18 protein-coding genes, 1 tRNA gene and 1 pseudogene are annotated in these 22255 nt (G+C 51.3%); 7 read left to right on the top strand and 13 right to left on the bottom strand.

Going from position 1 to position 22255, the window contains the following annotated elements:
• Position 1 precedes the first annotated feature (1 nt).
• Positions 2–2365, top strand: a complete 2364-nt coding sequence (locus ACYVIY_RS10570) for a M43 family zinc metalloprotease (RefSeq protein WP_460976294.1) — start codon at positions 2–4, stop codon at positions 2363–2365.
• A 58-nt stretch (positions 2366–2423) separates the two neighbouring features.
• Here ACYVIY_RS10570 and ACYVIY_RS10565 read toward each other — a convergent pair whose 3' ends face one another.
• The 3 genes from ACYVIY_RS10565 to ACYVIY_RS10555 form a co-directional block, all read right to left on the bottom strand.
• Entirely contained in the window at positions 2424–2954 is a 531-nt protein-coding gene (locus ACYVIY_RS10565; protein WP_460976293.1) for a hypothetical protein, read from the bottom strand.
• Between the two features lie 152 nt (positions 2955–3106).
• Positions 3107–4462 (bottom strand): RagB/SusD family nutrient uptake outer membrane protein, encoded by a 1356-nt coding sequence (locus tag ACYVIY_RS10560; protein WP_460976292.1) that lies wholly within the window; start codon positions 4460–4462, stop codon positions 3107–3109.
• A gap of 20 nt (positions 4463–4482) precedes the next feature.
• Positions 4483–7557, bottom strand: coding sequence for a SusC/RagA family TonB-linked outer membrane protein (locus tag ACYVIY_RS10555; protein WP_460976291.1), 3075 nt, complete (start codon positions 7555–7557; stop codon positions 4483–4485).
• A gap of 461 nt (positions 7558–8018) precedes the next feature.
• On the opposite strand from ACYVIY_RS10555, the gene ACYVIY_RS10550 reads away from it, so the two are divergent.
• Positions 8019–9293, top strand: a complete 1275-nt coding sequence (locus tag ACYVIY_RS10550) for an OmpA family protein (RefSeq protein ID WP_460976290.1) — start codon at positions 8019–8021, stop codon at positions 9291–9293.
• Between the two features lie 101 nt (positions 9294–9394).
• Positions 9395–10057 carry an endonuclease III domain-containing protein gene (locus ACYVIY_RS10545; protein WP_460976289.1) on the top strand — a complete coding sequence of 221 codons (663 nt, stop codon included), beginning with the start codon at positions 9395–9397 and terminating at the stop codon, positions 10055–10057.
• Positions 10058–10126: 69 nt separating this feature from the next.
• Here ACYVIY_RS10545 and ACYVIY_RS10540 read toward each other — a convergent pair.
• The 3 genes and pseudogenes from ACYVIY_RS10540 to ACYVIY_RS10530 form a co-directional block, all read right to left on the bottom strand.
• Positions 10127–10243 (bottom strand): annotated as a pseudogene (locus ACYVIY_RS10540) (IS5-like element ISAs34 family transposase); the annotation flags it as partial.
• A gap of 188 nt (positions 10244–10431) precedes the next feature.
• On the bottom strand, positions 10432–10635 hold the full coding sequence (locus ACYVIY_RS10535; protein WP_460976323.1) for a transposase: 204 nt from the start codon (positions 10633–10635) through the stop codon (positions 10432–10434).
• Between the two features lie 181 nt (positions 10636–10816).
• Complete coding sequence (locus tag ACYVIY_RS10530) at positions 10817–11359, bottom strand: hypothetical protein (RefSeq protein WP_460976288.1); 543 nt, start codon at positions 11357–11359, stop codon at positions 10817–10819.
• 275 nt (positions 11360–11634) lie between these two features.
• On the opposite strand from ACYVIY_RS10530, the gene ACYVIY_RS10525 reads away from it, so the two are divergent.
• A complete protein-coding gene (locus ACYVIY_RS10525; protein WP_460976287.1) occupies positions 11635–12186 on the top strand; it encodes a dihydrofolate reductase family protein in 552 nt (183 codons plus the stop codon).
• Between the two features lie 223 nt (positions 12187–12409).
• On the opposite strand, the gene ACYVIY_RS10520 is transcribed toward ACYVIY_RS10525, so the two are convergent.
• From ACYVIY_RS10520 to ACYVIY_RS10510, 3 genes are all read right to left on the bottom strand, one after another.
• Positions 12410–12481, bottom strand: a tRNA-Arg gene (locus tag ACYVIY_RS10520).
• 170 nt (positions 12482–12651) lie between these two features.
• Positions 12652–13938, bottom strand: a complete 1287-nt coding sequence (gene hflX / locus ACYVIY_RS10515; RefSeq protein ID WP_460976286.1) for a GTPase HflX — start codon at positions 13936–13938, stop codon at positions 12652–12654.
• Between the two features lie 165 nt (positions 13939–14103).
• The gene (locus ACYVIY_RS10510; protein ID WP_460976285.1) at positions 14104–15489 is read right to left on the bottom strand and encodes an MATE family efflux transporter; all 1386 of its coding nucleotides are present in this window, start codon (positions 15487–15489) and stop codon (positions 14104–14106) included.
• Positions 15490–15816: 327 nt separating this feature from the next.
• Here ACYVIY_RS10510 and ACYVIY_RS10505 point away from each other — a divergent pair, with 327 nt between their 5' ends.
• Positions 15817–16638: a Nif3-like dinuclear metal center hexameric protein gene (locus ACYVIY_RS10505; protein WP_460976284.1), complete on the top strand. Its 822-nt coding sequence runs from the start codon at positions 15817–15819 to the stop codon at positions 16636–16638.
• Here ACYVIY_RS10505 and ACYVIY_RS10500 read toward each other — a convergent pair.
• Positions 16593–17411, bottom strand: a complete 819-nt coding sequence (locus tag ACYVIY_RS10500) for an aldo/keto reductase (RefSeq protein ID WP_460976283.1) — start codon at positions 17409–17411, stop codon at positions 16593–16595. The two genes, ACYVIY_RS10505 and ACYVIY_RS10500, sit on opposite strands and share 46 nt — an antisense overlap.
• 206 nt (positions 17412–17617) lie before the next feature.
• On the opposite strand from ACYVIY_RS10500, the gene ACYVIY_RS10495 reads away from it, so the two are divergent.
• Together ACYVIY_RS10495 and ACYVIY_RS10490 are read left to right on the top strand one after the other, a co-directional pair.
• On the top strand, positions 17618–19114 hold the full coding sequence (locus tag ACYVIY_RS10495) for a capsule assembly Wzi family protein (RefSeq protein WP_460976282.1): 1497 nt from the start codon (positions 17618–17620) through the stop codon (positions 19112–19114).
• Positions 19115–19280: 166 nt separating this feature from the next.
• Entirely contained in the window at positions 19281–20831 is a 1551-nt protein-coding gene (locus ACYVIY_RS10490) for a DUF4394 domain-containing protein (RefSeq protein WP_460976281.1), read from the top strand.
• A gap of 136 nt (positions 20832–20967) precedes the next feature.
• Here the strand turns inward: ACYVIY_RS10490 and ACYVIY_RS10485 are convergent, their stop codons facing one another.
• The 3 genes from ACYVIY_RS10485 to ACYVIY_RS10475 form a co-directional block, all read right to left on the bottom strand.
• The gene (locus ACYVIY_RS10485; RefSeq protein WP_460976280.1) at positions 20968–21399 is read right to left on the bottom strand and encodes a putative toxin-antitoxin system toxin component, PIN family; all 432 of its coding nucleotides are present in this window, start codon (positions 21397–21399) and stop codon (positions 20968–20970) included.
• An 83-nt stretch (positions 21400–21482) separates the two neighbouring features.
• Positions 21483–21698: a hypothetical protein gene (locus ACYVIY_RS10480; protein ID WP_460976279.1), complete on the bottom strand. Its 216-nt coding sequence runs from the start codon at positions 21696–21698 to the stop codon at positions 21483–21485.
• A gap of 111 nt (positions 21699–21809) precedes the next feature.
• On the bottom strand, positions 21810–22130 hold the full coding sequence (locus ACYVIY_RS10475) for a DMT family transporter (protein WP_460976278.1): 321 nt from the start codon (positions 22128–22130) through the stop codon (positions 21810–21812).
• Positions 22131–22255: the final 125 nt, after the last annotated feature.

The following is a 22255-nucleotide window of genomic DNA, read 5'->3' as shown; positions in this document are numbered from 1 at the left end:
TATGTTCCGATTACTACTCAGCCTGTTTTTAAGCGTCATTACGTTCTCCGCGTTACAGGCGCAGGTGCCACCCCGAAAGCAGGAACAGTGCGCTACCATGGAAATGGATAGCTTGCTGCGTGCCCGCTATCCGCAACTGGGAACGCTCAACGACTTCGAGCGGGATTTACAACGAAGAATGGTTGAAATCAAAGCCAAAATGGCATCGGGGCGGGCCGCGGCTACCGTCATCACCATCCCGATTATCGTGCACGTCGTACACAATGGCGAAGCCGTCGGCGTGGGACGTAACATCAGCCAGGCGCAGGTGCAGGCGCAGCTCGCTACGTTGAACGAAGATTTTCGGCGGAAACCGGGTACGAAAGGATTTAATGACAATCCGCTCGGAGCCGATATTGAGATCGAATTTTGCCTGGCCGCAGTCGATCAGCAGGGCCGTACAATGGCTGAACCGGGTATTGACCGTGTGAATGGCAACAAGACCAACTGGACAAAAGATGATATTGAAGGGGTGCTGAAGCCCAGCAGCTATTGGAATCCCGATAAGTATTTTAACGTCTGGGTTGTCGATTTTGCTACGTCCGAGCGACTCCTGGGATACGCCCAGTTTCCGAGCCAGTCGAGTCTGCCGGGTATTCCAACGGCCGGACCGGCCAGTACCGATGGCGTCGTCATTTATTACCGCTCATTCGGGAACGCATCAAAAGGTAACTTCCCCGTTATGGAAGCCCCCTATAACCTGGGTCGTACGTTGACGCACGAAACAGGTCACTGGCTGGGATTACGGCACATCTGGGGCGATACAAACTGTGGCGACGACTTTTGTGGCGATACGCCCCCACAGGCGTCCGAAAGCCGTGGCTGTCAGGTTGGCCGGGTTAGCTGCGGAACCACGAACATGGTTCAGAACTATATGGACTATTCGGATGATGCCTGCATGAATATCTTCACACTGGATCAAAAAGCCAGAATCCGGGCCGTGATGGACGTGAGTCCCCGGCGGGCGAGCCTGCTGACCTCCAATGTCTGCGGTACGCTGGTCGTTACCCGCCCACAATCCAACTTTCGGGCCGAGACTCGGCGCGTACTGTTAGGTGGACAAGTGCGGTTCAGCGATCTATCCGGCGGATTTCCAACGCGTTGGGAGTGGACGTTTGAAGGCGGTAACCCATCCACATCAACTGAGCAAAATCCGACCGTTACGTATACCCAACCAGGTAAGTACAAGGTAACGTTGGTTGCCTACAACAGTGCCGGGCAGTCGGACCCCCTAATTCGCACGGAATACATTGAAGTCTTGAATCAAGGCCTTTGTGCTGACCTGACGAATTTTAACGGTACGCCTACGGTGCTTTGGGAAACAAACGGAACGGGTTACGTAGCCGGGCAAAACAGCCACCGGTCGCAGGCGGTATCCGAATTTTTCGATAACTCACTCGGCTATAGTAACCTGGCTGGGGCGTCGTTGAAGTTTGGCGTTGCCAAGGCCGCTCAGGGAGCGGCTACCGAGTCCGTCGTTACCGTAACGGTCTGGAACGGTCGGGGGATTCAGAACGGGCCAGGCGCTATTCTGGAGCAGAAAGATGTTCCGTTACGTGTTATTCTGGAGGACGTAGCCAACAATCGCCCAACCACCGTTACGTTCGACCGGAATGTACCCGTTAGCGGGTTGCCGTTCCACGTTGGTATTACGTTACCCTATGCTTCGGGTGATACAGTTGCCTTGGTGACGACGCAGAATGGCGAATCGGTGTTTGCCACCGCATGGCGGCAGAACAACCGCGGGGACTGGCTACGGTACGCCGATAGCTTAGGGCTGAACGTAGCGCATAACATCGCGGCCCGTATCGGCATGAAGTCGTCGGTGCAGGTGGCGACCTCGTCAATCTTTATCAATCCGGGCGAAACCGTAACGTTGAACGCACGCGGAGCCAGCGTATTTAACTGGACCGGAACTGGCTTGAATACGACGCTGGGGCCGCAGGTGATCGCCCAGCCAACGCAAACGACCTCCTATACTGTGTCGGGATCGGGGCTGGATCTTTGCACCAGTCAGGCAGTTGTTCAGGTGTATGTTAGAGGAGGAACCGTGACCGCCAATCCCTCGTCGGTCGATCAAGCGTTCATGGTAACGCCGAACCCAACGGATGGGCAGATGGCTGTATCGCTCAGCGGACCACAGCGGGGAGCCTTAACGCTCAGTGTGCTCAATCTGTCCGGAAGGCAGATGCTCCAGCAGAAGCACCAGAAAACGGGTGATACATTCCAGCAGGGGTTAGACTTAAGATCAGCACCGGGTGGAGTTTATTTCATCGAAGTGCGGATCGGTGAACAGGTATTCCGAAAACGGATTGTGAAGCAATAAAACAGAAGGGGCTGGTTAACCAGCCCCTTCTGTTTTATTGCTTCACCGTGGATTGGCTTCAATGGATACTGCCACTCCGTATCATGATAGGAGAGAGCATGATACCTTCGACCATATCGACGTTGTATTTATGATAAAACAGGTTAGGGAACATTATATACTCCCCTGTGTATTTCAGCATTTGTGCACCTGATTGTAGGGTCAAAAATTCAGCTTCTCCCGGACATTCCATAGCTGGAAATATCATGACAGGTAATACACAGTCGACAGCTTGTCGCTTTTTAGTAATCCATTGGCCTTCTGAAGCTTTAACTGCTCTTTTTAAGGGTTCAACAAGGACTGGCGGGCACCCTACTGAAGGAATAATATTATCAACTTTTTCACTTGATGTAACCGTGAATTTTATAGAGGTTAAAGCCATGATGCATACCGAATCCATTAGGGTAGGCGGAGCGGTTTCAATAAATTTTTGATGTATAAATTGAGAAGGGCTTAGTGCAAGGCCCCGAAACTGTAGGCTATACTTATTCTGTGCATACGCAGAAAACGAGAACAAGGGTAAGCAGATAAGTAAGAGTAGCTTTTGCATTAGTAATAAAATGTTAATGTAAGTCATTCCCGGTTTTGAAAGAATGGGCTCAAAAGCGAAACCCTTCCTGATGGAGCGCAAACTATACGCTATTATACGCAAAACGGTCAATCACCAGGTGATTGACCGTTTTGCGTATAAGGAGCCGGATGTTATAAACCGTACCCCGGATTTTGAACCAGGCTTTTGTTCGTATCAATCTCGCGTTGCGGAATCGGTAACACGAGGTTATTGGCATTATAAGCAGTCGTGCCGATCGTACCTGCTGTTCGTTTTACGTCAGCTAGTTGCTGGCCTTCAAACGCCAGTTCGAGTCGGCGCTCCAGCAAGATTGCATTCAGGGTAACCGATGCCAGCGGAGCCGCTTTGGCGCGGTTACGGATCAGATTGATGTCTTCGAGCGGAGTCGCGCCGACGCTGGTGTTCAACCGGAAATTGGCCTCAGCGCGGGTCAGATACATCTCTGCCAGCCGAACCACCGGAACGTCGCCGTACTGGTCGTTGAATTTGCTGGTGAAGGTGTTGTTCGTGGCGGTGTTGAAAAACTGGCCGCGCACATCACCAGCTTCGTAAAGCTGTCGGAATTTCGATTGCACCCGTACGTCACCCCGGCCCTGGTTGGGCGAAGACGCATAGAACGTATTGAGATCATTAACGCCGTCCTGATCAGTTATAATAATCTTGAAGATCATCTCTGAGCCGTTGGTGGCGTCGTTGAACACATCCGAGAAGTTTGACGCCAGGCTATAGGTACCGGACGTAATCACGCGGTTAGCTGCGTCGCGGGCAGCCGCGTAGTTTTGCTGCTGCAGATATACCCGGGATAATTGAGCGGCAGCCGCACCTTTCGTGGCGAAACCGTTACCACCCGGTTGAGTGGCCGGAAGCAGTTGTTCGGCTTTGGTCAGATCGTCCAGCACTTGTGCATACACTTCAGCAACCGTGTTCCGGGCGCGATTATCTGCCTCTGTCACGGTTGATGTAGACGTCAGCACGAGCGGCACACCTGGGTTAGAAGCAGGCGTACCATCATTCCAGCTCTTGGCGAACGCTTTCACTAACTCGAAATACAGCGAACCCCGGATAAAGCGGGCCTGACCTTCAATGCTGGCCCGGTTGGCGGCTGACACTTTAGGCAATGCCTCCAAAACGCTGTTTGTTCGGTTGATGGTGCTATAACCATCCAGCCAAAAATCGCGAATAATTGTATTAGACGTAGTAACGGCCTTGCGCCATACTTCGTCGACGGTCGCGTACGTACCCGCAAAGACGACATCGCGGTTGTCGCCAACCAGATCACCGATGTATTGAATACCTCCGCCGTATAAATTGACGTCGCTTAACCCGTCATAAGCGCCCGTCAGCGTGATCTGTACATCCTGCTCGGTGTTCAGCGCCTGGCTGGCTTCAATACTCTGCGTTGGCTGAACGTCCAGGCGGTTATCGCAGGCGGTGACCAGGGCCGTCACCGCTCCGGCTATAAACCAATATTTTATGGATGAATTCATGATTAAGAAATGCGTCTAGATTAAAAACCAATGTTGATACCGCCTGTAATCGTCCGTGCCTGGGGAGCCGTGTAGAAGTCATATCCCTGCGCAATGTTCGATACAATGTAGTCGGCGTTAACTTCGGGGTCCCAGCCTGGGTAGTTCGTGAACGTAAGCAGGTTCTGCCCCGAAACAAACAGGCGAACTGTATTCAGCTTGGCCTTATTGATCAGCGTTTTAGGCAGGTTGTACGACAGGGTCACCGTACGTAAGCGAACAAATGAACCATCGACAACAAAACGGCTGGATGACTGCGCGCCATTGTTGAAATATAAGCGGGCTTCCGGTACGTCGGTATTTGGGTTTTCGGGCGTCCAGGCGGCCAACTGATTCACTGTCTGGTTGTCTTCAAACCGGCCGTTTGCCGACGAGTAACGGCCCACTCCGTAGAAGTTGTTTTTCTTGCCGAATACACCGTTGAAGAAAACGCTCAGGCTGATGCCTTTGTAGCTGAACGTATTGGTGATACCACCCGTCCACTTTGGCAGTGGGCTGCCTACCACAACCCGCGTCGCCTGGCTATAGACATTCGTTGTGCTGCGGTCAACCGTTCCGTCGGCGTTTGGCGTGTTTTTGTACCAGAGCGCATCACCGTTGGCGGGGTCAACACCCGCGTATTCCTGCGTGAAGAAAACACCCAGTGGCTGACCTTCTACGGCGCGGCTCATGGCGTTAATACCACCTTCGATGATCTGGCCCTGTAGGTTCGTGATCTTGTTCTGGTTGGTCGATGCGTTGAAGCTCGTGCTCCAGCGGAAAGCGCCCACTACGTTATCCGAGTTGATTACCAGCTCGAAACCTTTGTTTTGCAGGCCACCTACGTTACGGTACTGCGTAGCAAAACCCGTTGTGCCCGGTACGTTAACGTTCAGCAGCAGACCGCTTGTCCGCTTGTCGTAGTAATCAATTTCGCCGTTGATGCGGTTGTTCAGGAACCCGAAATCAATACCGATATCGAACTGGTTCGTAGTTTCCCACTTCAGATCGGGGTTCGCTAACTGCGAAGGTCGCTGACCGGGCAGCGTACCGTAGCTGGCATCGCCCGTGTATAGACCTAACTGCGGGAAGTTCAAGATTTCGGCGTTACCGGTTTGCCCGTAGCTGGCCCGTAGTTTCAGGAAGCTGATGCTGCGGGTGTTTTTCAGGAACTCTTCTTCCGTCAGGACCCAACCGGCCGAAACCGCCGGGAAGAACCCATAACGGCTGTTCCTGCCGAAGCGCGACGAACCGTCGATACGGGCGCTCAGCCCCAGCAGATATCGATCGGCAAACTTATAGTTGGCCCGCGCGAAGTAAGATAGGAACCGGTAGTCGGTCTGCGTCGAGCTACCATCGGTTTTCCGGGCTGCACTGGCAATCTGACGGTAGGCATCCGACGGAAAATCGCGGCCTTCGATATAGTTCGTTTTGGTTTGCGACTGCTGGTACGACATACCCAACGTAGCATCGATCGTTTGGCGGCCAATGGAGGTGCCATACGTAAAGAAGTTGTTTGTCGTATAGTTTTCTACCCGCACAAACCGATTCTGCCCGATCCCTTGCGGGGCACCGAAATTCCGCTGGGTTTTACTGTTGTAGTACAGTTCTTCCTGCTGGTCCAGAACGTCCAGCCCGAACTCGCTCCGGAAAGTTAGTCCTTTCAGGATTTCCAGTTGACCGTAGATGTTGCTGATGTTGCGGTAAACGGTCGTATTGTAATACGCGTTGCCAATGTTAATCAAGGGGTTGTAATAAACCGGGATGCTCAGGTCGCCGGGCGGAGTACCAACCGGCAGGCCCGTTGTGGGGTCTTTGGCGGGCGTCATTGGGGGCAGGGCCACCATCTGCATCGGGTTGTCGAACTGGTTATCGTTGGAAAGGCGCTTGTTCAACGTCCGGGTCAGGCCCATGTTGAAGCCAATCCGCAGCCGGTTTGAAGCCTGGTGATCAATATTGAGTCGGCCCGAATAGCGTTCGATAGCGTTCCCAATCAAGATACCTTTCTGATCCAGCAACTGCCCCGAGAGGTAGAACGACGTTTTCTCGTTACCGCCATTTACGTTCAGGTCGTACTGCTGATATGGTGCATCCTGATAAGCCAGATCGCCCCAGTTGGTGCTAGCCTGGTTAGGCGTACCAAACGTACCCAGCGACTGCGCGTCGATATACCCGTTAATATAGGACGTGTACGAATCCGGATCGCTCTGATCGAGACCATCGATCCGGTCGGAATTGGCAGCGGCCCGGCGGTAAAAGTCGACGTATTGACTCGTATTCAGGAAATCCAGTTTCCGGGTTGGTTTGCTGGAGCCGTACTGCGCGCCAAAATTAACGTTCGTGCGGCCGGCTTTTCCTTTTTTGGTCGTAATCAGCACTACCCCGTTTGCCGCCCGCGAACCATAGATCGCTCCGGCTGACGCGTCCTTCAAGATTTCGACTGACTCAATATCCTGGGGATTGATGTCGGTCAGGGGGTTGGTCGCTGCGTTAATGAAACTCAGGTTATCCGTTGTGATCGGGATACCATTCAGAACGTATAAAGGCTGGTTCGACGCCGAAACCGACGACTGACCCCGCACGTTCACCTGAATGCCCTGACCAAGCTTACCCGAACCAGCGTTGATCTGTACGCCGGCAGCTTTACCCTGCAGCGCCTGATCGAACGTAGTGACGGGCTGATCCTGAATGTCGGCTGATTTTACCTTAGCGATGTTACCCGTCAGGTCACGCTTGATCTGCGCCCCGAATCCGGTTACCACCACTTCGTTCAGGTTTCGTACGTCCGACTTCAGCACGACGTTGATTGTCGAACGATTTCCTACCTTCTCTTCGGTTGACGTAAAGCCAATAAAGCTGAAAACGAGCGTAGCATTTTCGCTGGTCGAAAGCCGATAATCACCGGTTTCGTTGGTGAGTGTTCCCTGTGTTTGGCCTTTAACAGCAACAGAAACACCCGGTAGGCCAGCACCATCGTCAGACGAGGTGACTCTACCCGTAATTATTCGACTCTGCGCATAACCGCTCTGTGCTATCAACAGTACTAACAGAAAGCTGGCCTGTAGGAGTTTTTTCATACTCGTTAGTTTATAGTTAATAAAAATCGAAATTGTAAAAATACAATATGGGCAAATGTAATAAAAGAACTGCCTGCAAATAGTACTACCATAAGTTAATCACCAATAAAACGATGACTTGTTATATGTCTATACGGCCAAATTAAATATGGTGAATCAAGTGGAGGATAATAATTTTTAAAAGTTAACAATAGGATAATATACAGGAAAAATTATAAATCTATAGATATGTAATTCAGGCTTTTTTGCGCCTGTCTTAGTGGTCTTCGATAGAAAGTCACTGGCCTCTACCAAACAGGATCAGGAGTAATTCACTCAGGTATAGGGCCGAGAAAAGTCGTCCGGGAGTCGAAAGGCTTTTGTTACAGTCGCGGTTTAACAAAAACGCTATAAATCAAGCTTAAACCATCCAATACTAGTTATTGTCTAAACGTTACTGCAACGCCAGGTAGACAACGACCATGAAAGCTCGATTACTCCTCCTCTTCTTTGTACTGCTATTCACCCAGTCCGGTTGGGCGCAGGTACAGTACACAACCGAAAATCCCCGCGTGGATGATGTTAACGACCGCGACGTCGCTATAAAGCGCGTCGAGTTGACCAGCCAATACACCATTATTTACATGAAGTTCCAGGCTCGGTCCAATCCGTTGGGTGAACTGTTTCCGATGCCAAATGGGCGGGAATTTAAAATCAACGAGAGTAACATTGGCTTCCAGCCGACATCCCGCCTGTACGTGAATCAGGGGGAGCGCTCGTATAAATTTGTGCGGGCCGAAAACATACCCGCCGAAACCCGCCGTCGGGTGCAGCCGGGCGAACGGGTGGATTTTGTGGCGTACTTCGAACGGATTGACCCCGGTTACACTACGTTTGATCTGTTTGAATGCAAGGACGGTAGCGGATACGTTTGCTTCAACTTTTGGGGTGTTCACATCATCAACCCGCTCCGGAAGCCGAAAGATACGTATGCACAGCGGACGCCAAAGCCTGCGCCCGTACAGCCCAAGTCACAGCAGCCTCGCTACACACCGCGCAACTCGCCCGGTGTTGGTACTGATCCGGCACCGACTCAGCCTAAGGTAGAGCCCGCACCCGCGCCAACAACGACTGCTATTGCTATCAACGGAATCACCCGCGACGCCCGAACCAAAAAGCCAATCGGTGCAACCGTTACGTATCAGTTAATGTCCGGTGCCGAAGCTTCGGGCGACGACCCTGCCGATTCTGTCCGCAGCAATAGCCCGACCGGCAACTATACCATTCCTATTGACCGACGGGGGGTGTATGCGGTTACCGCATCAGCGAAAGGCTATTTCAGCCAAAGCGATACGTTGGCTACCAATCGCATTGACGTAACGCGCGACTTCAACCTGGTGCCTATTGAAACCGGGGCTAAGATTACCTTAAAGAACATTTACTTCAACGTATCGAAGTATGATCTTAAATCGGAGTCGTTTCCGGAACTGGATCGGCTGGTGACTGTCATGCAGGAAAATCCAACGATGAACATCCGACTGGAGGGTCATACCGATACCGTGGGCGATTTTGATGCGAACGTTGAACTCTCCCGGAATCGGGTGAACGAAGTGAAACGATACCTGGTCAGCAAAGGCATCAGCGCCGGACGTATCGAAACTATTGGCTACGGTCCTTCGCGACCGATCAATACGAACAAAAGCCTGAAAGAACGACCCGAAAACCGACGCGTCGAGATGGTGGTCGTAAAGGTGTAGACTGGTCATTCAATCGTCATTTGTGGTCAATGCGTAGTCATTCTGTTGTTTGGATAGTTTATACAACGAACGGACTGCTCATTGACCACAGATGATTACCTATGAAGCCGAATTTTGACCTCAGCGTTGTTCTTGCCCGTATTGAAGAAGCCATTAAACCGTATCCGAAAGCCGCTATGTTCGAGCTGGCCGAACGGGGCTATGGCAGTTTGTTCGAGCAGCTCATCTCCTGTATCGTCTCCATCCGAACCCTCGACGAAACCACGATCCCCGTTTCGTTACGTTTGTTTGAAGCGGCCCGAACGCCCGAACAACTGCTGGCGTTAGACATTCCGACGCTGACGAATCTGCTCTACGGCACTACGTATCCCGACCAGAAAGCCTATACCATGCACGGCATTGCCGAGCGGATTGTCTATGAGTTCAACGGGGAACTCCCGGCCGATTTTGCTACGCTCACCTCCTTGAAAGGCGTCGGCCCGAAATGTGCCAATTTGGCGCTTGGTGTCGCTACCGGACAGGCCGCTATCAGCGTAGATATCCATGTGCATCGGGTCGTTAACCGGTGGGGGTACGTACAGACCAAACAGCCCGAACAAACTCTGAAAGTGCTGGAAGCCCAAGTGCCTCATGAGCAATGGGTAAATATCAACCGGCTATTAATGCCCTTTGGGAAACACATCTGCACCGGTACGTTGCCGCATTGTTCTACCTGCCCCGTTCTGGAATTTTGCGAACAGGTTGGGGTGGAGCGGCATCGCTAATCCAGACCGCCCACATTAGCCTGCTTTCAGCGGCTCTATTTTACCAAAAACATCAGGGTGTGTTGACAATTAGGCTAACAAGCTCAAGACCAAAGCCAAATAAACGAAAGCAGCAAAGCTTGCAGCCGTCTTTTCATAGCGCGTAGCGACCCGCCGGTATTGCTTGAGTCGGTTGAAATAACGTTCCTATTGCGGTCTTTGTGCAAGTTCCGGTTAATCTGCCGTGCGACTAAGTGATTCATTTTGGATGGAATCACCGCCTTTGTATGAGACTGCTCCAACCAATCGATAGAGGATTGCCTAACCCATCAACTACGGCATGAATCGTAGTCGTCCAGCCACCTACCGATTGGCCTAAACACTCGCGGGCGGAATCACTTTTTTTGCCCGGCCGCGTGTTGATGCACTCGCACGGTGGTCGAGTCCATCATCAGCCAGTCTAAATCCGGCTCTTGTAATGCCTCAAAAACGTGCTTCCAAATACCGGTTTTAGCCCAACGCCGAAACCGCTGATAGACCGAATTCCAAGGACCGAAGCGTTCGGGTAGGTCTGGCCAAGGTGCACCCGAGCGATCCAGAGCACGGCATTAATAAACAGACGGTTGTCAGTCGCAGAACGGCCAACATGGTCTATCCTCCCCGGTAGCAGATGGGCTACTCGCTGCCACTGCTGGTCGGTAATCTCGTAGCGTCGCATGCGACTAAACTGCAAACCCAGATTATCTTTACTTAATTGTCAACACGCTCTAGGCTGCGTTGCTATTTTTTAGCGGCTGGAGCCGTTAATGATTCTTTCAGGCTGGCCAACGTAGCCCGACAGGCACTATTTATTTCCTGATACAGTTCCGCCTGATCCTGCGCAATCTGTTCAAGGACCTGTTCACTTTTTACCTCACCATTGGCGGCTTTTTTGAGGTCATCGACAGTAGAGCTGGTGGGCAACAGCGGCAACGTAATGCCTTCGTCTTCGGCGACTAAATCCGTGATCGTAGCCCGGTAGCGGCCAATTCTGGCTTCCACTGTCAGGGTATAGCGTATGTTACGTTTGCCGATGGGATAAAACGAGCGGACAAACAGAATGCCGTGAACATCGTCGTGTTGCAGTTCGGCTTCATTTTCGGCGGTGTAATGCTCGCTCGCCCACTCCCGAATTTGATTATATACTTGCCGGGCTGGTCGGTTCGCATCGGGCATCCGCGCGATTTCCTGATACTGAACTTGCCCCGCTTCATTGGTTGGCAGTTTAACCTGAGCAAATGCCGTAGCTGACAGCAGCAGGAGCAGAGAGACTATAGGTTTCATTCTGAGCTTAAAATTTATGTAAATATAAGCCAACAAAGAGCCCGATACGTATTTGCATTGGCCTTTCGTGGCAAGTGGTATAGTAGCCCGTATCCTTTACCACCTTTAACTAGTTTCGATTGAGGGTAATCAGGATAACCACTAGACCCTCCGGGCATATCGTCAATTGCAAGTTGAGCTTTTGATTGGGCCGGACTGGCGTCCTCTACCAAAATCATGCAGACTTGTTCTGTAAAGCTCGGTTTACACTTAAGAACTTAACATCGACTAATAAAATGAGAACAGTAACATTCGGTATGAATATTAGCCTGGATGGCTATTGTGACCATACTCTTTTTAACCCTGGTGAAGATGTTCACGATTATTTCACCAACATGTTGAATGATGTTGATCTGCTCTTTTTGGGGCGAATCATGTATCAGCTCATGTTCCCATATTGGGCCGATGTAGCAAAAAACCAATCCGGAACAGACGATGAAAATAGATTTGCCCAGAAACTGACGGCAATTAACAAAGTGGTTGTCTCACGATCATTAGACAGCGTGGACAGTACTACGCGAATTGTTCGCAGCAATCCGGCCGACGAACTCCTGAAACTGAAGCAGCAACCTGGCAATAAAATTTCCGTAGACAGTGTAAGCCTACTTCCGGAACTGATCACAGCCGGCCTGATCGATGAATTTCATTTGGTTGTCCATCCGGTGATGGTGGGGAGAGGAAGACTATTAATGGATGGGGGCAGCCTTCAGGAAACGCTTACGTTAAAGCTGGTGGATACGATCGTTTTCAAATCTGGATGTGTGGCGCTTCACTATCAGAAACCGTGAAAGATTTACTCTATAGTTGAGTTGTGATGGTTGTCAATTCCGGCTCCCTGAAAAAACATGGATTATACAAAATATTTCGGTGCGTGAATAAGTCCGTGAGGTCGCTGCATCATGGAAGTTGCTTGATCTACCAGAAGCTTTATATGCTGCTTGTAGACTTTACAGACTTACTCACTGGTTAACAAAAGAGCCCGATACATACGTACCGGGCTTCTATGGCGGGTGGTCCCGACGGGAATCGAACCCATATCAAACGTTTAGGAAACGTCTATTCTATCCGTTGAACTACGGGACCAAATGATTACTTCTTCACAACTTCCAGTCCCGACGAGAATCGAACGTAGACCAGACGTTCAGGAAACGTCCGCTCCGGCGCTCCGGTTCGATCCGTTGAACTACGGGACCAAAAAACGAGCGGTCAACGTTGACCGCTCGTGTATTACGTACAAAAATGCTGAAAATCCGTTAACCTGCCAAACCATCACCGTATTCAGCCGACTCCGTCAGCGGAACGTGTACCCAGTTCGGGTAAATCTGGTAATGCTTCTCTTTCACAAGGTTATACAGTAGCTCACGCAACTCGCCAACGTTTTCGCCGGTCTCAGCCGAGATGAACGCTACGTGGTCAGCTTTGTGCGTCAGGTACGTCTTCTTCAAGTACTCGAGTGCAGTCTTCCTGCGTACAGCTACCGGAATGGCGATGTCGTGATTTGCCTCCTCGTCATCGAGCAGTTCGTCGTTACCAGCGGGTGAGGCTTTTTCCAGCCACTCGTCTTTTGGTTCAAAGCGGTCCATCTTGTTAAAAACAAGCACCATTGGCTTGTCAGCTGCTTTGATATCGGCCAGCGTTTGGTTAACCACCTCAATTTGCTCTTCAAAATTCGGGTGCGATACGTCCACTACGTGTACTAAAATATCGGCTTCCCGTACTTCGTCGAGCGTCGATTTAAACGATTCAATGAGCGTTGTCGGTAGCTTCCGGATGAATCCTACCGTATCAGTCAGCAGAAACGGAATGTTACCCAGCGTTACTTTCCGAACCGTCGAATCGACCGTTGCAAACAGCTTGTTTTCGGCAAATACGTCGGTTTTGGCCATCGTCCGCATCAGCGTCGACTTACCGACGTTGGTATATCCAACCAAGGCCACCCGAACAAGCCGATCGCGCTCCTTCCGGCGTGTTACACTTTGCTTATCAATTTTGCTCAACTTCTCTTTCAGGAACGCAATCCGGTCTTTTACAATCCGGCGGTCCGTTTCGAGCTCTTTCTCGCCCGGTCCACGCATACCCGTACCGCCTTTCTGGCGGCTAAGGTGCGTCCACATGCGGGTGAGTCGGGGATAGAGGTACTGATACTGTGCCAACTCAACCTGTACACGAGCCTGAGCCGTTTGCGCCCGCATCGAAAAGATGTTGAGAATCAGCAAACTGCGGTCAAGAACCTTAATCTCCTTAAACTCGGCTTCAAGGTTACGCACCTGCGCAGGAGTCAGGTCATCATCGAAAATGATGGAGTCGACCGGATTCTCGATAATGAACGTCTGAATCTCTTCCAGCTTACCCTTTCCCACAAAGGTGCGGGTATCGGGTCGGTCGAGTTTCTGGGTAAACGACTTGACGGTTCGCACGCCAGACGTTTCGGCCAGAAATGCTAATTCATCCAAATATTCTTTAGTCTGTTCAGTAGTCTGCTTCTGTGTAATCAGCGCGACCAGAACAGCGGTTTCGGGTTGTTTATGTGTGTCGATCATATAATCTATTTGTCAGTAAGGAGTCATTCTGCGCCAGAAACTGCGATTGACTGGCTTGGATAATCAAGCGCAAACTGATGAATTAGTGAATGGCCCTGTTATTGATAACCTCCCTATTTTGGGAAAAGTTTCGCCTGAAAAGCGAGTGGTAAATGCCATTTCTGGCTATACCTGCACTGTTTTCCAGCGCCCTCGTCGAAACACCCAGATGGCAATAAGCGCCAGCAGTGTTTCGCTGATGGCAACGGACCAGAACACCCCCGATGGTCCCCATTCCAGCGGTGTTGCCAGCAGGTACGCCAACGGTATTTCGACTAGCCAGAAGCACACAATGTTGATAAGCGTTGGTGTCCGTGTGTCGCCCGCCCCATTGAGCGACTGGCTAAGTACCATGCCGTATGCCATAAACATATAGCCGATGCAAAACACGCGCAGGCACTGAACCGCAATGGCAACAATACGTGGTTCATCATTGAACAGGCTCACCACCTCAGTAGCACTGATGAAGAAAATGATTCCCACCGCTAACAGGAAGAGCATGTTGCAGAAGGCGGCTCGCCAGGCTGAGGTTTCTGCACGTTCGGGCTGTCCCGCCCCTAGGTTTTGCCCAACCAGCGTTGCCGCTGCATTGGCCATACCCCAGGAGGGAAGGATAGTAAACACAATAATCCGAATGGCAATGGTATAGCCCGCCACAACATCGCTGCCGAAAGTCGATAATACCCGTGTCAGAAACACCCAACTGGCCGATCCAACCAAAAACTGGCTCGTTCCGCCTATAGCTAAGCTGATGAGGTTTCGGATGATGGCCAGATCCGGAGTCATGTCGGACCGGCGCACCTGCACGATACCGCTGGGCCGGGTTAACGCATACAACTGATACAGCACACCCGCCGTACGGCCAGTCGTTGTCGCAACGGCCGAACCCAGTACACCCATTTCTGGAAACGGTCCCCATCCGAAAATGAATACCGGACAAAGCACAATGTTGATCCCGTTGGCGATCCACAGCGACCGCATCGCAGTAGACGCTTCACCTGCGCCCCGCAAGCAACCGCTTAACGTATGCAGCAGCACAATGGCGGGTGCGCTGGCGAAAATCATCTGCGTGAACCCTACGCCGTTTGTAATCAGCCGTTCGTCGCCACCCATCAGCCGCAGAATGTCATCGGCGAACAGGTAGCCGGGCAAACCCATTAGCAGAGCGAGCGTAACGGAAACGAGAATAACCTGGCCCACCGCTGTAGCGGCTCCGCGTGGGTTGTCTTCACCGATGCGTCTGGATACCAAGGCCGTAGCAGCCGTACTGAAGCCAATTCCCACCGAGTAGACGAGCGTCAGTACCGACTCGGTCAGGCCGACCGTGGCAATGGCTTCTGTACCAATTTTAGCCACAAAAAAAACGTCCACTACCGCAAAGAGCGATTCCATCACCATTTCTAAAATCATGGGAACGGAAAGCAGAAAGATAGCCCGGTTAATGCTACCGGATGTGAAATTAGTTTCTGAACCGCGCAATGCGGCCAGGAATAACCGTAGGAACCTGGTCATTGGATACGAAGAGATATGCCTCAGCCCGACGGCTAGCGACAACGTATTAACTGAGGTGAAAATTGAAAAAACAGCCACCGAGCCGCACGATAGAACGGGGAGTGGCAGAACCTGGAGAAGAAAGAAAACCTACGGGAGGTTTTAAGCGAGGAAAATCATGGTCATTGACCGATCGACGAAGCGACCGCAGTTAAGGCCACAAACATACAACAATGAATTTCAAAACGTCAACTGTCTTGAGTAAACGGTCAAAAAACCCTTAAATCAGATAAAAGAAGTTGATAATAACCTCATTTTACGTAGACTAACCGTTGGGAGTACTAAACCATGCTCCCGGTAGGGAGTTACATAGAGATGGTAACTCAATTGATTGGGCTGGATGACCTGAATGAATTTTTGCGCAGTGAGTTCAACGTAGCGCGTTATCCAACTACTGAACAAGGTGGTGTCTACCACGGATCCCAACGACCGATTCAGAAAATAGGCCTTGCATTAGAGTCATTTCCTGATCTGCTAACGTGGGTGCGTAACGAACACCTGGATGCGCTCTGGCTGCATCGGCCCTGGCAGCTCGACCCCAGGAGGCTCCCGTCGGATGTAGGAGTGATTTATCATCATCTACCGTTTGATGAAACGTTAACGATGGGTTTCAGTCCTCGAATGGCTGTGGCTCTAGGGACAACTGGCCCCTTACAGCCGATTGGGTTTAAACAGGCCACTACTGAGGCCGGCGAACTTCTATCACAGCGCCCGATCGGAATGTTGTTCGAGAGCGCGGGGCAAGAGTTTGATGGGTGGTTAGATCTGATCAAAACAATGTTTGGTAGCTACGACCGGGCCGAAGCCGGCCGAAGCCTGATTACCCATACGCACAGCATCAGCCGCCTAGCCGTGGTCGGGGCCATGAACGATACGTTAGTCCGCGAAGCCGCCGACCGGGGAGCCGAACTGTATCTGACCGGGCAGTACCGAAAGCAAGCCCAGGAAGCAGTCGACGAAACGGGCATTGCTGTTGTTGCCGTTGGGCACCGCCGAAGTGAGGAGTGGGGGCTGCTGGCACTGGCTGATCTGCTTCAGGAACGCTGGCATCTCGACTGCGTGGTTCACGGAATATCGCGTGGATCAGGTGCGACGCGGGTGTTGTCGTAAAAAGTGTTCATCGTCGCCATGTCTTCGTCGGAGATGACAAAGTCCAGTACGTCGAAATTCTCCCGGATGCGGTCCCGCTTTACTGATTTGGGAATCGTGATTACGTCATGCTGCAACGACCAGCGCACCAGCAGCTGATAACTCGATTTGCCGTATTTCTCCGCGATCGCTTTTAACTTCGGATCGTCCTGTTTCTGACCCCGAACTAAGGGTGCATAGCCTTCCGGTCTGATGTCTTTGTCGCGGCAATACGCTAACACATCCGGCAGGTAGCAGTATGGACTGAACTCGATCTGATTGACGGCGGGGGTTATGCTGGCCTGTTCAAAAAGTTCGTCGAGGTGGGGTTGATAGTAGTTCGAGACGCCAATGGCCCGGGCCCGACCGTCGGCGTAAATTTTTTCCAGCGCTTTCCACGTATCGAGCCGGTGCTCCCGAACCGGCCAGTGCACCAGATATAGGTCCACTACGTCGAGCCGAAGCCGTTCGAGACTCCGGTCAAAGGCCCGTAACGTTCGGTCATATCCCTGGTCATCGTTCCAAACTTTCGTGGTGATAAATACCTCCTGGCGAGGGAGATTAGCGGCTTGCAGCGCGTCAGCTACCTGGCGTTCATTGCCGTAGGCCGAAGCCGTATCGATCAGGCGGCAGCCAAACTCAAGCGCCCATTCAACGGCCTGCTGTACTTCACTGTTATGACTGGGAGCATAAACGCCAAGGCCCAGCATGGGCATGTCAACGCCATTGTTAAGGCGGGTAGTTGGTATTGTCATCGACTTGAACGGGTTCTGCTAACGTAATACAAAACGGCTGTCAGATGTTTAACGGCGCAGCGGATCGGCTACGTAACGAGTGCGAAATGGATTGGTTAGAACTTAACGAGAACGCTTAATTAAAACTGTGCGAACGGCATAAACGCAATCCGTATTTATGCCGTATGTTTGATGACCGTATCTAAACTGACCCGGTCTGTCTGCTCATGCGATTACTGTACCTGATTGGGAGTTTTCTAGGGATAAGCCTATCCCTGGGACTAGCGCAATCCGTTGATTCGACTCGGAGGGTACGGTATTCGGTTGAATTAGGCGGACTCGTAGCGTCTGATCAGCAAACCCCGTTCTGGGTGCGAACCAATCAATACGGTACGGTACCGTTGCAGGGATCGTTCGGTACGCTGCGGATGGGTGTACAACGTGATTACAAGACCAGAACGGATTCAATGTCCAGGCGAAAAAAACGATTCGACTGGGGATTTGGGCTGTATGCTGTCGCTAATGCTGGCCCGCGCCCGACGGCTGACAATCCAGCGGTATTGTTGCCCGATGCCTATCTCAAAGTTCGGTTCGGGAAACTGGAGTTGTACGGGGGCAACCGACGCGAAGTGTACGGACTGGGCGATACGTTGCTGACCTCGGGTTTTGTGGCCTGGTCAGGCAATGCACTTCCCTTTCCTAAAATTCAACTGCACACGCCTGACTTTGTGCCGTTAGGCTTTATCAAGAAATTGATTGCGCTCCGAGCGGGGTATGCACACGGTTGGTTCGCTAATTCCTATATAAAGGGAAGCTACCTGCACCAGAAGTATTTGTACGGCCGGATCGGTAAACCTCACTGGCATGTTCGGGTTTACCTAGGACTTAACCACCAGGTACAGTGGGGTGGACGGGCTGATTATCTAATTGGTTCACCGCTGGCCGTTGACGGCAATTTGGCCACCTCGTTTCAGGATTACCTGTCGCTGGTAAGCGGGCGCTACCCGGATGCGCTTCAAAATGATCGGTTCACGGGGTTCGATGGCGAAAATCGCATTGGTAACCACGTTGGGAGTTACGACGTAGCGTTGGAGTGGAACGGAGACAAACGAAACTGGCTGCTCTACCACCAGCATATCTACGACGATGCGTCTGGATTGGCTCTGCAAAACGTTCCGGATGGATTAACCGGTTTGCGTTTTCTGAATCATTCAAAAAACAGAACTCGCTTCCGATTTCAGCGTATCGTGCTGGAATGGCTGAACACAATGAACCAGAGCGGCCCGGTTTTCGACCCACTGGCGCGTTTTCAGGGAGCCGATAATTACTTCAACCACAGTCAGTATATAGAAGGGTGGTCCTACCGGGGTCGAACAGTAGGTACACCCTTCATTGCGCCCCGCGCTGGGTTTACCGCAGCGGTTAATCAATTCACCGGTGGTGGTTTCTTCCCAAATAATCGGCTCGTTGCCTGGTATACCGGTATCAGCGGAGGGTTTCGGCGGGGGCCGCTATTTACCGTCAGAGCATCCATCAGTCGCAACTACGGGTCATACAACCAGCCCTATCCACAGCCTTTTCGGCAGTTCTCGGGTGCCTTCCAGAGTCAATGGCCTTTAGACAGGCGATCGCGCACTACGCTAATTACTACGTTCGCCATTGATCGGGGGGATCTATTTCCCAACGTAGCGGGCGGCTATCTGGGGTTAAAGAAATCTTGGTAATGAACACGTTTACCTGCTACTTTCGGATCGATTTGCCCTAAATCATCCCGTTTAGTATGTTTTAATCTTTTTTTAATCCGCCTGGAATCTGTAAGCAGCTGTGGCCCGTATAGTCCGAAGTAATGAAGCACATGCTTCGTTCAGCAACGTTCAATAACACATGACTATGCTCTACAGAAAAGAACTACGTAAGATGGCCGCCCTGCTAGCGTTTGGGTCGCTGTTCATGCTCAACGCCTGTAAGGAAGAACCTCAATTCGTTTCGGCGGATGGGCCAGGCCGTGCCAATGCTCGTTTGTCCGCTGACTTTATGTTTTACGTGCTGACGGACGACAACCGATTAGTGAAGCTAAGTACGCAGAATCCATCGGTCAGTATGGGCACTACGTCCATTACCGGCGTTCTGAACAACGAACGGCTGATGGGCATCGACTTCAGACCCGCAACGGGCCAGTTGTATGCGGTCAGCAGTGGCAGCCGGTTGTATACCATCAATTTGATGAATGGGGTTGCAACGCCGGTTGGCAATGGGCCGTTCACACCTGCTATCATGGGCGATGCCGTTGGGTTTGATTTCAATCCGACCGTCGACCGGATTCGGTTGGTTACCCAGTTAGGCCAGAACCTGCGGCTTAATCCGGAGACAGGTACGGTTATGATCACCGATGGACCAATCAACGGGGTGCCGGGAGCGGCTGTTTCGGGCGTTGCCTACACTAACAACCAGGCAGGCGTAACCACCACTACGTTGTATGATATTGATCCCTTCGCCGACAAGCTATACCGGCAAAACCCGCCCAACGACGGTACGTTGGCCGAGGTAGGTCCGCTAGGCATCAATGTCGCTGGCGTCGGCAACTTTGACATTGCTCCGAACGGCTCGGCCATTGCTACGCTCATCAGCAATCTGACACAAGGTTTGTACGAGATCAACCTGACGACCGGACGAGCTGAGTTGCTGGGAAATCTGCCCGGTGCTATGAGTATCGTTGGCCTGGCGATTCCAACCGATCCGATCGCGTACGCCGTTGACGCAGCCAACACTCTGCACTTCATTAACCCAGCTACGGGTTCCATCATGACGACGAAAGCCCTTACGGGTCTGCAAAGTGGTGAAAGTGTATATGGCATTGATTTCCGGCCGCTTAACGGACAATTATACGCCTTAGGTAGCACCGGACGGGTCTATACCATCAATACGTCAAACGGGGCCGTTACGGCGGTTGGCGCTCCGATTTCGCCGGCTGTTACGATTGGTGACTATGGCTTTGACTTTAACCCTACGGTCGACCGTATCCGGATTGTCAGCAACAGCGGACAGAACCTGCGCTACAACCCGAATGATAACTCGGTTATTGTCGATGGTACGTTAAACCCGGGTGGTCCGAACGTAACAGCGGCTGCTTATACCAATAATTTCCCTGGTGCAACCGCTACTACATTGTACGACATTGATACTCGTTCGAGTGCGCTGCTCAATCGCCAGATTCCACCGAACAACGGTACGTTGGTGCCGGTTGGCGAATTGGGTCTGAATATAGAAGGGGCTAATGGATTCGATATCGGCGGCACATCGGGTACGGCCTACGCCATGCTACGTTCGGGCGGCCAAACTCGTTTGTACACCATCAACCTGACAACGGGCGCTGCTACGTCTGTTTCTTCGGTTCCGGTAACGGCAACGATCCGTGGGTTTGCGGTTGGTTTAGGGTTTTAATCGAACAGGCCTAATTAATTATAACGGCTCCGCCTTAGTGATAGGGCAGAGCCGTTATGCGTTTGAACGAGACCAGTTCTGACGTGCTACAGATCTGGAGTTCTTTTCACTGTAAACGCCTGGAAACGGGCCTACACTACGTCATATAACGCTCATGAAACTCTCTCGGGCTTACGATTTCGGTGGTTTCGACTCGCTTGAGCGGCAGAAGGTGTTCTTTGTCGCCTGTAATCAGAAAGTCAGCCTTAACAAACAAAGCAGCCCGAAGCACATGATTATCATCCGGGTCGGCCGATGCGGTAGGTAACTCGTTCGTAGGAGTGATCATAATATGTCTATCCTGGATCGTTGAGATAATGCGGTTACGCCGTTCTGATGAATAGCCAAACTTGTATTCTAGCTTTTCATTAAACTCGCTTAGTATCCACTCCGATGTATAAAGCTCAAAGTGAAGAGCGCAGTGGTCATAAACATCGGCTGCAAAACCGGGGAAGACGAATGTTGAAATTAGAACGTTTGTGTCGAAAACAAGCGATGTAGAGGCAGGCAAACGTGGAGACGTTTCCATATCAAATATGAGATGTATAATCGATCCCGACAGCCTCTTTGTCCGAATCTGTTAGTCCTCAAAAATACGTATTTGGTTGATAACTAGGAAATCTTCCGGTAAATATCCTCCTCGGAAGAAAATCCAGCGGCTTCAGCAGTGCCTTTTAGCTCCCGACGAAGCTTCCTCATTTTTTCTACGTGTAAATAGTTTTTTACGATCCGACTGATCATTTGGTCGGAAGGTAAGCTAAACTCATCCGAAACTTCTTTCAGGTCCTTAAGGATGTTATCTTCCAAATTAACAGCTATAACCGTCATAATTTCTATCGTTAGACGTACTACGTAAATATCTGTTTTCTTAACGCAAATCGCAACAAAACAGTTGTGTCCCTGTAAAGACTGAGGGGCTGTACGTTGTCACTTATAGGTTTATTGGTCTGAGGAAAGTTTCATCAGGATAAGGCCCCCAATAATCAATAAAGCGGCTATTAGGCGAGTCGCGTTGATGGGTTCGCCAAGCCATAAAATGCCTAACGTAAATGCTCCAACGGCTCCGATGCCAGTCCATATGGTGTAGGCTGTGCCGAGCGATAAGGTGCGCATGGCTAAAGCTAACAGGCTAAAGCTGGCGATCATGGCAACGATAGTAATAACGGATGGGATTAGCCGGGTAAAACCAGCCGACTGCTTCATGGAGTAAGCCCAAACAACCTCTAATAGTCCAGCAAGCACTAAATAAATCCAGGACATGATACTGACCGATTTTGATAGACCGGGTCGTCCCGAATCAGTTTCCCACAGTGGGGGAGGTCGTCCTCCTGGTTTAGACTGAACAAAGATAAAAAACAGTGTGCCACACCCTACTGAGCGTGGCA

It is taken from the genome of Spirosoma knui, assembly GCF_054780635.1.
Note: the sequence above shows the minus strand (reverse complement) of the source record. Positions and strands in the feature narration are given on the sequence as shown.

Excerpts from the sequence above, each read along its gene's own strand:
- ACYVIY_RS10570 (WP_460976294.1), top strand. The coding sequence starts at position 2 with ATGTTCCGATTACTACTCAGCCTGTTTTTAAGCGTCATTACGTTCTCC.
- ACYVIY_RS10565 (WP_460976293.1), bottom strand. The coding sequence starts at position 2,954 with ATGCAAAAGCTACTCTTACTTATCTGCTTACCCTTGTTCTCGTTTTCT.
- ACYVIY_RS10560 (WP_460976292.1), bottom strand. The coding sequence starts at position 4,462 with ATGAATTCATCCATAAAATATTGGTTTATAGCCGGAGCGGTGACGGCC.
- ACYVIY_RS10555 (WP_460976291.1), bottom strand. The coding sequence starts at position 7,557 with ATGAAAAAACTCCTACAGGCCAGCTTTCTGTTAGTACTGTTGATAGCA.
- ACYVIY_RS10550 (WP_460976290.1), top strand. The coding sequence starts at position 8,019 with ATGAAAGCTCGATTACTCCTCCTCTTCTTTGTACTGCTATTCACCCAG.
- ACYVIY_RS10545 (WP_460976289.1), top strand. The coding sequence starts at position 9,395 with ATGAAGCCGAATTTTGACCTCAGCGTTGTTCTTGCCCGTATTGAAGAA.
- ACYVIY_RS10530 (WP_460976288.1), bottom strand. The coding sequence starts at position 11,359 with ATGAAACCTATAGTCTCTCTGCTCCTGCTGCTGTCAGCTACGGCATTT.
- ACYVIY_RS10525 (WP_460976287.1), top strand. The coding sequence starts at position 11,635 with ATGAGAACAGTAACATTCGGTATGAATATTAGCCTGGATGGCTATTGT.
- hflX (WP_460976286.1), bottom strand. The coding sequence starts at position 13,938 with ATGATCGACACACATAAACAACCCGAAACCGCTGTTCTGGTCGCGCTG.
- ACYVIY_RS10510 (WP_460976285.1), bottom strand. The coding sequence starts at position 15,489 with ATGACCAGGTTCCTACGGTTATTCCTGGCCGCATTGCGCGGTTCAGAA.
- ACYVIY_RS10505 (WP_460976284.1), top strand. The coding sequence starts at position 15,817 with ATGCTCCCGGTAGGGAGTTACATAGAGATGGTAACTCAATTGATTGGG.
- ACYVIY_RS10500 (WP_460976283.1), bottom strand. The coding sequence starts at position 17,411 with ATGACAATACCAACTACCCGCCTTAACAATGGCGTTGACATGCCCATG.
- ACYVIY_RS10495 (WP_460976282.1), top strand. The coding sequence starts at position 17,618 with ATGCGATTACTGTACCTGATTGGGAGTTTTCTAGGGATAAGCCTATCC.
- ACYVIY_RS10490 (WP_460976281.1), top strand. The coding sequence starts at position 19,281 with ATGCTCTACAGAAAAGAACTACGTAAGATGGCCGCCCTGCTAGCGTTT.
- ACYVIY_RS10485 (WP_460976280.1), bottom strand. The coding sequence starts at position 21,399 with ATGGAAACGTCTCCACGTTTGCCTGCCTCTACATCGCTTGTTTTCGAC.
- ACYVIY_RS10480 (WP_460976279.1), bottom strand. The coding sequence starts at position 21,698 with ATGACGGTTATAGCTGTTAATTTGGAAGATAACATCCTTAAGGACCTG.
- ACYVIY_RS10475 (WP_460976278.1), bottom strand. The coding sequence starts at position 22,130 with ATGTCCTGGATTTATTTAGTGCTTGCTGGACTATTAGAGGTTGTTTGG.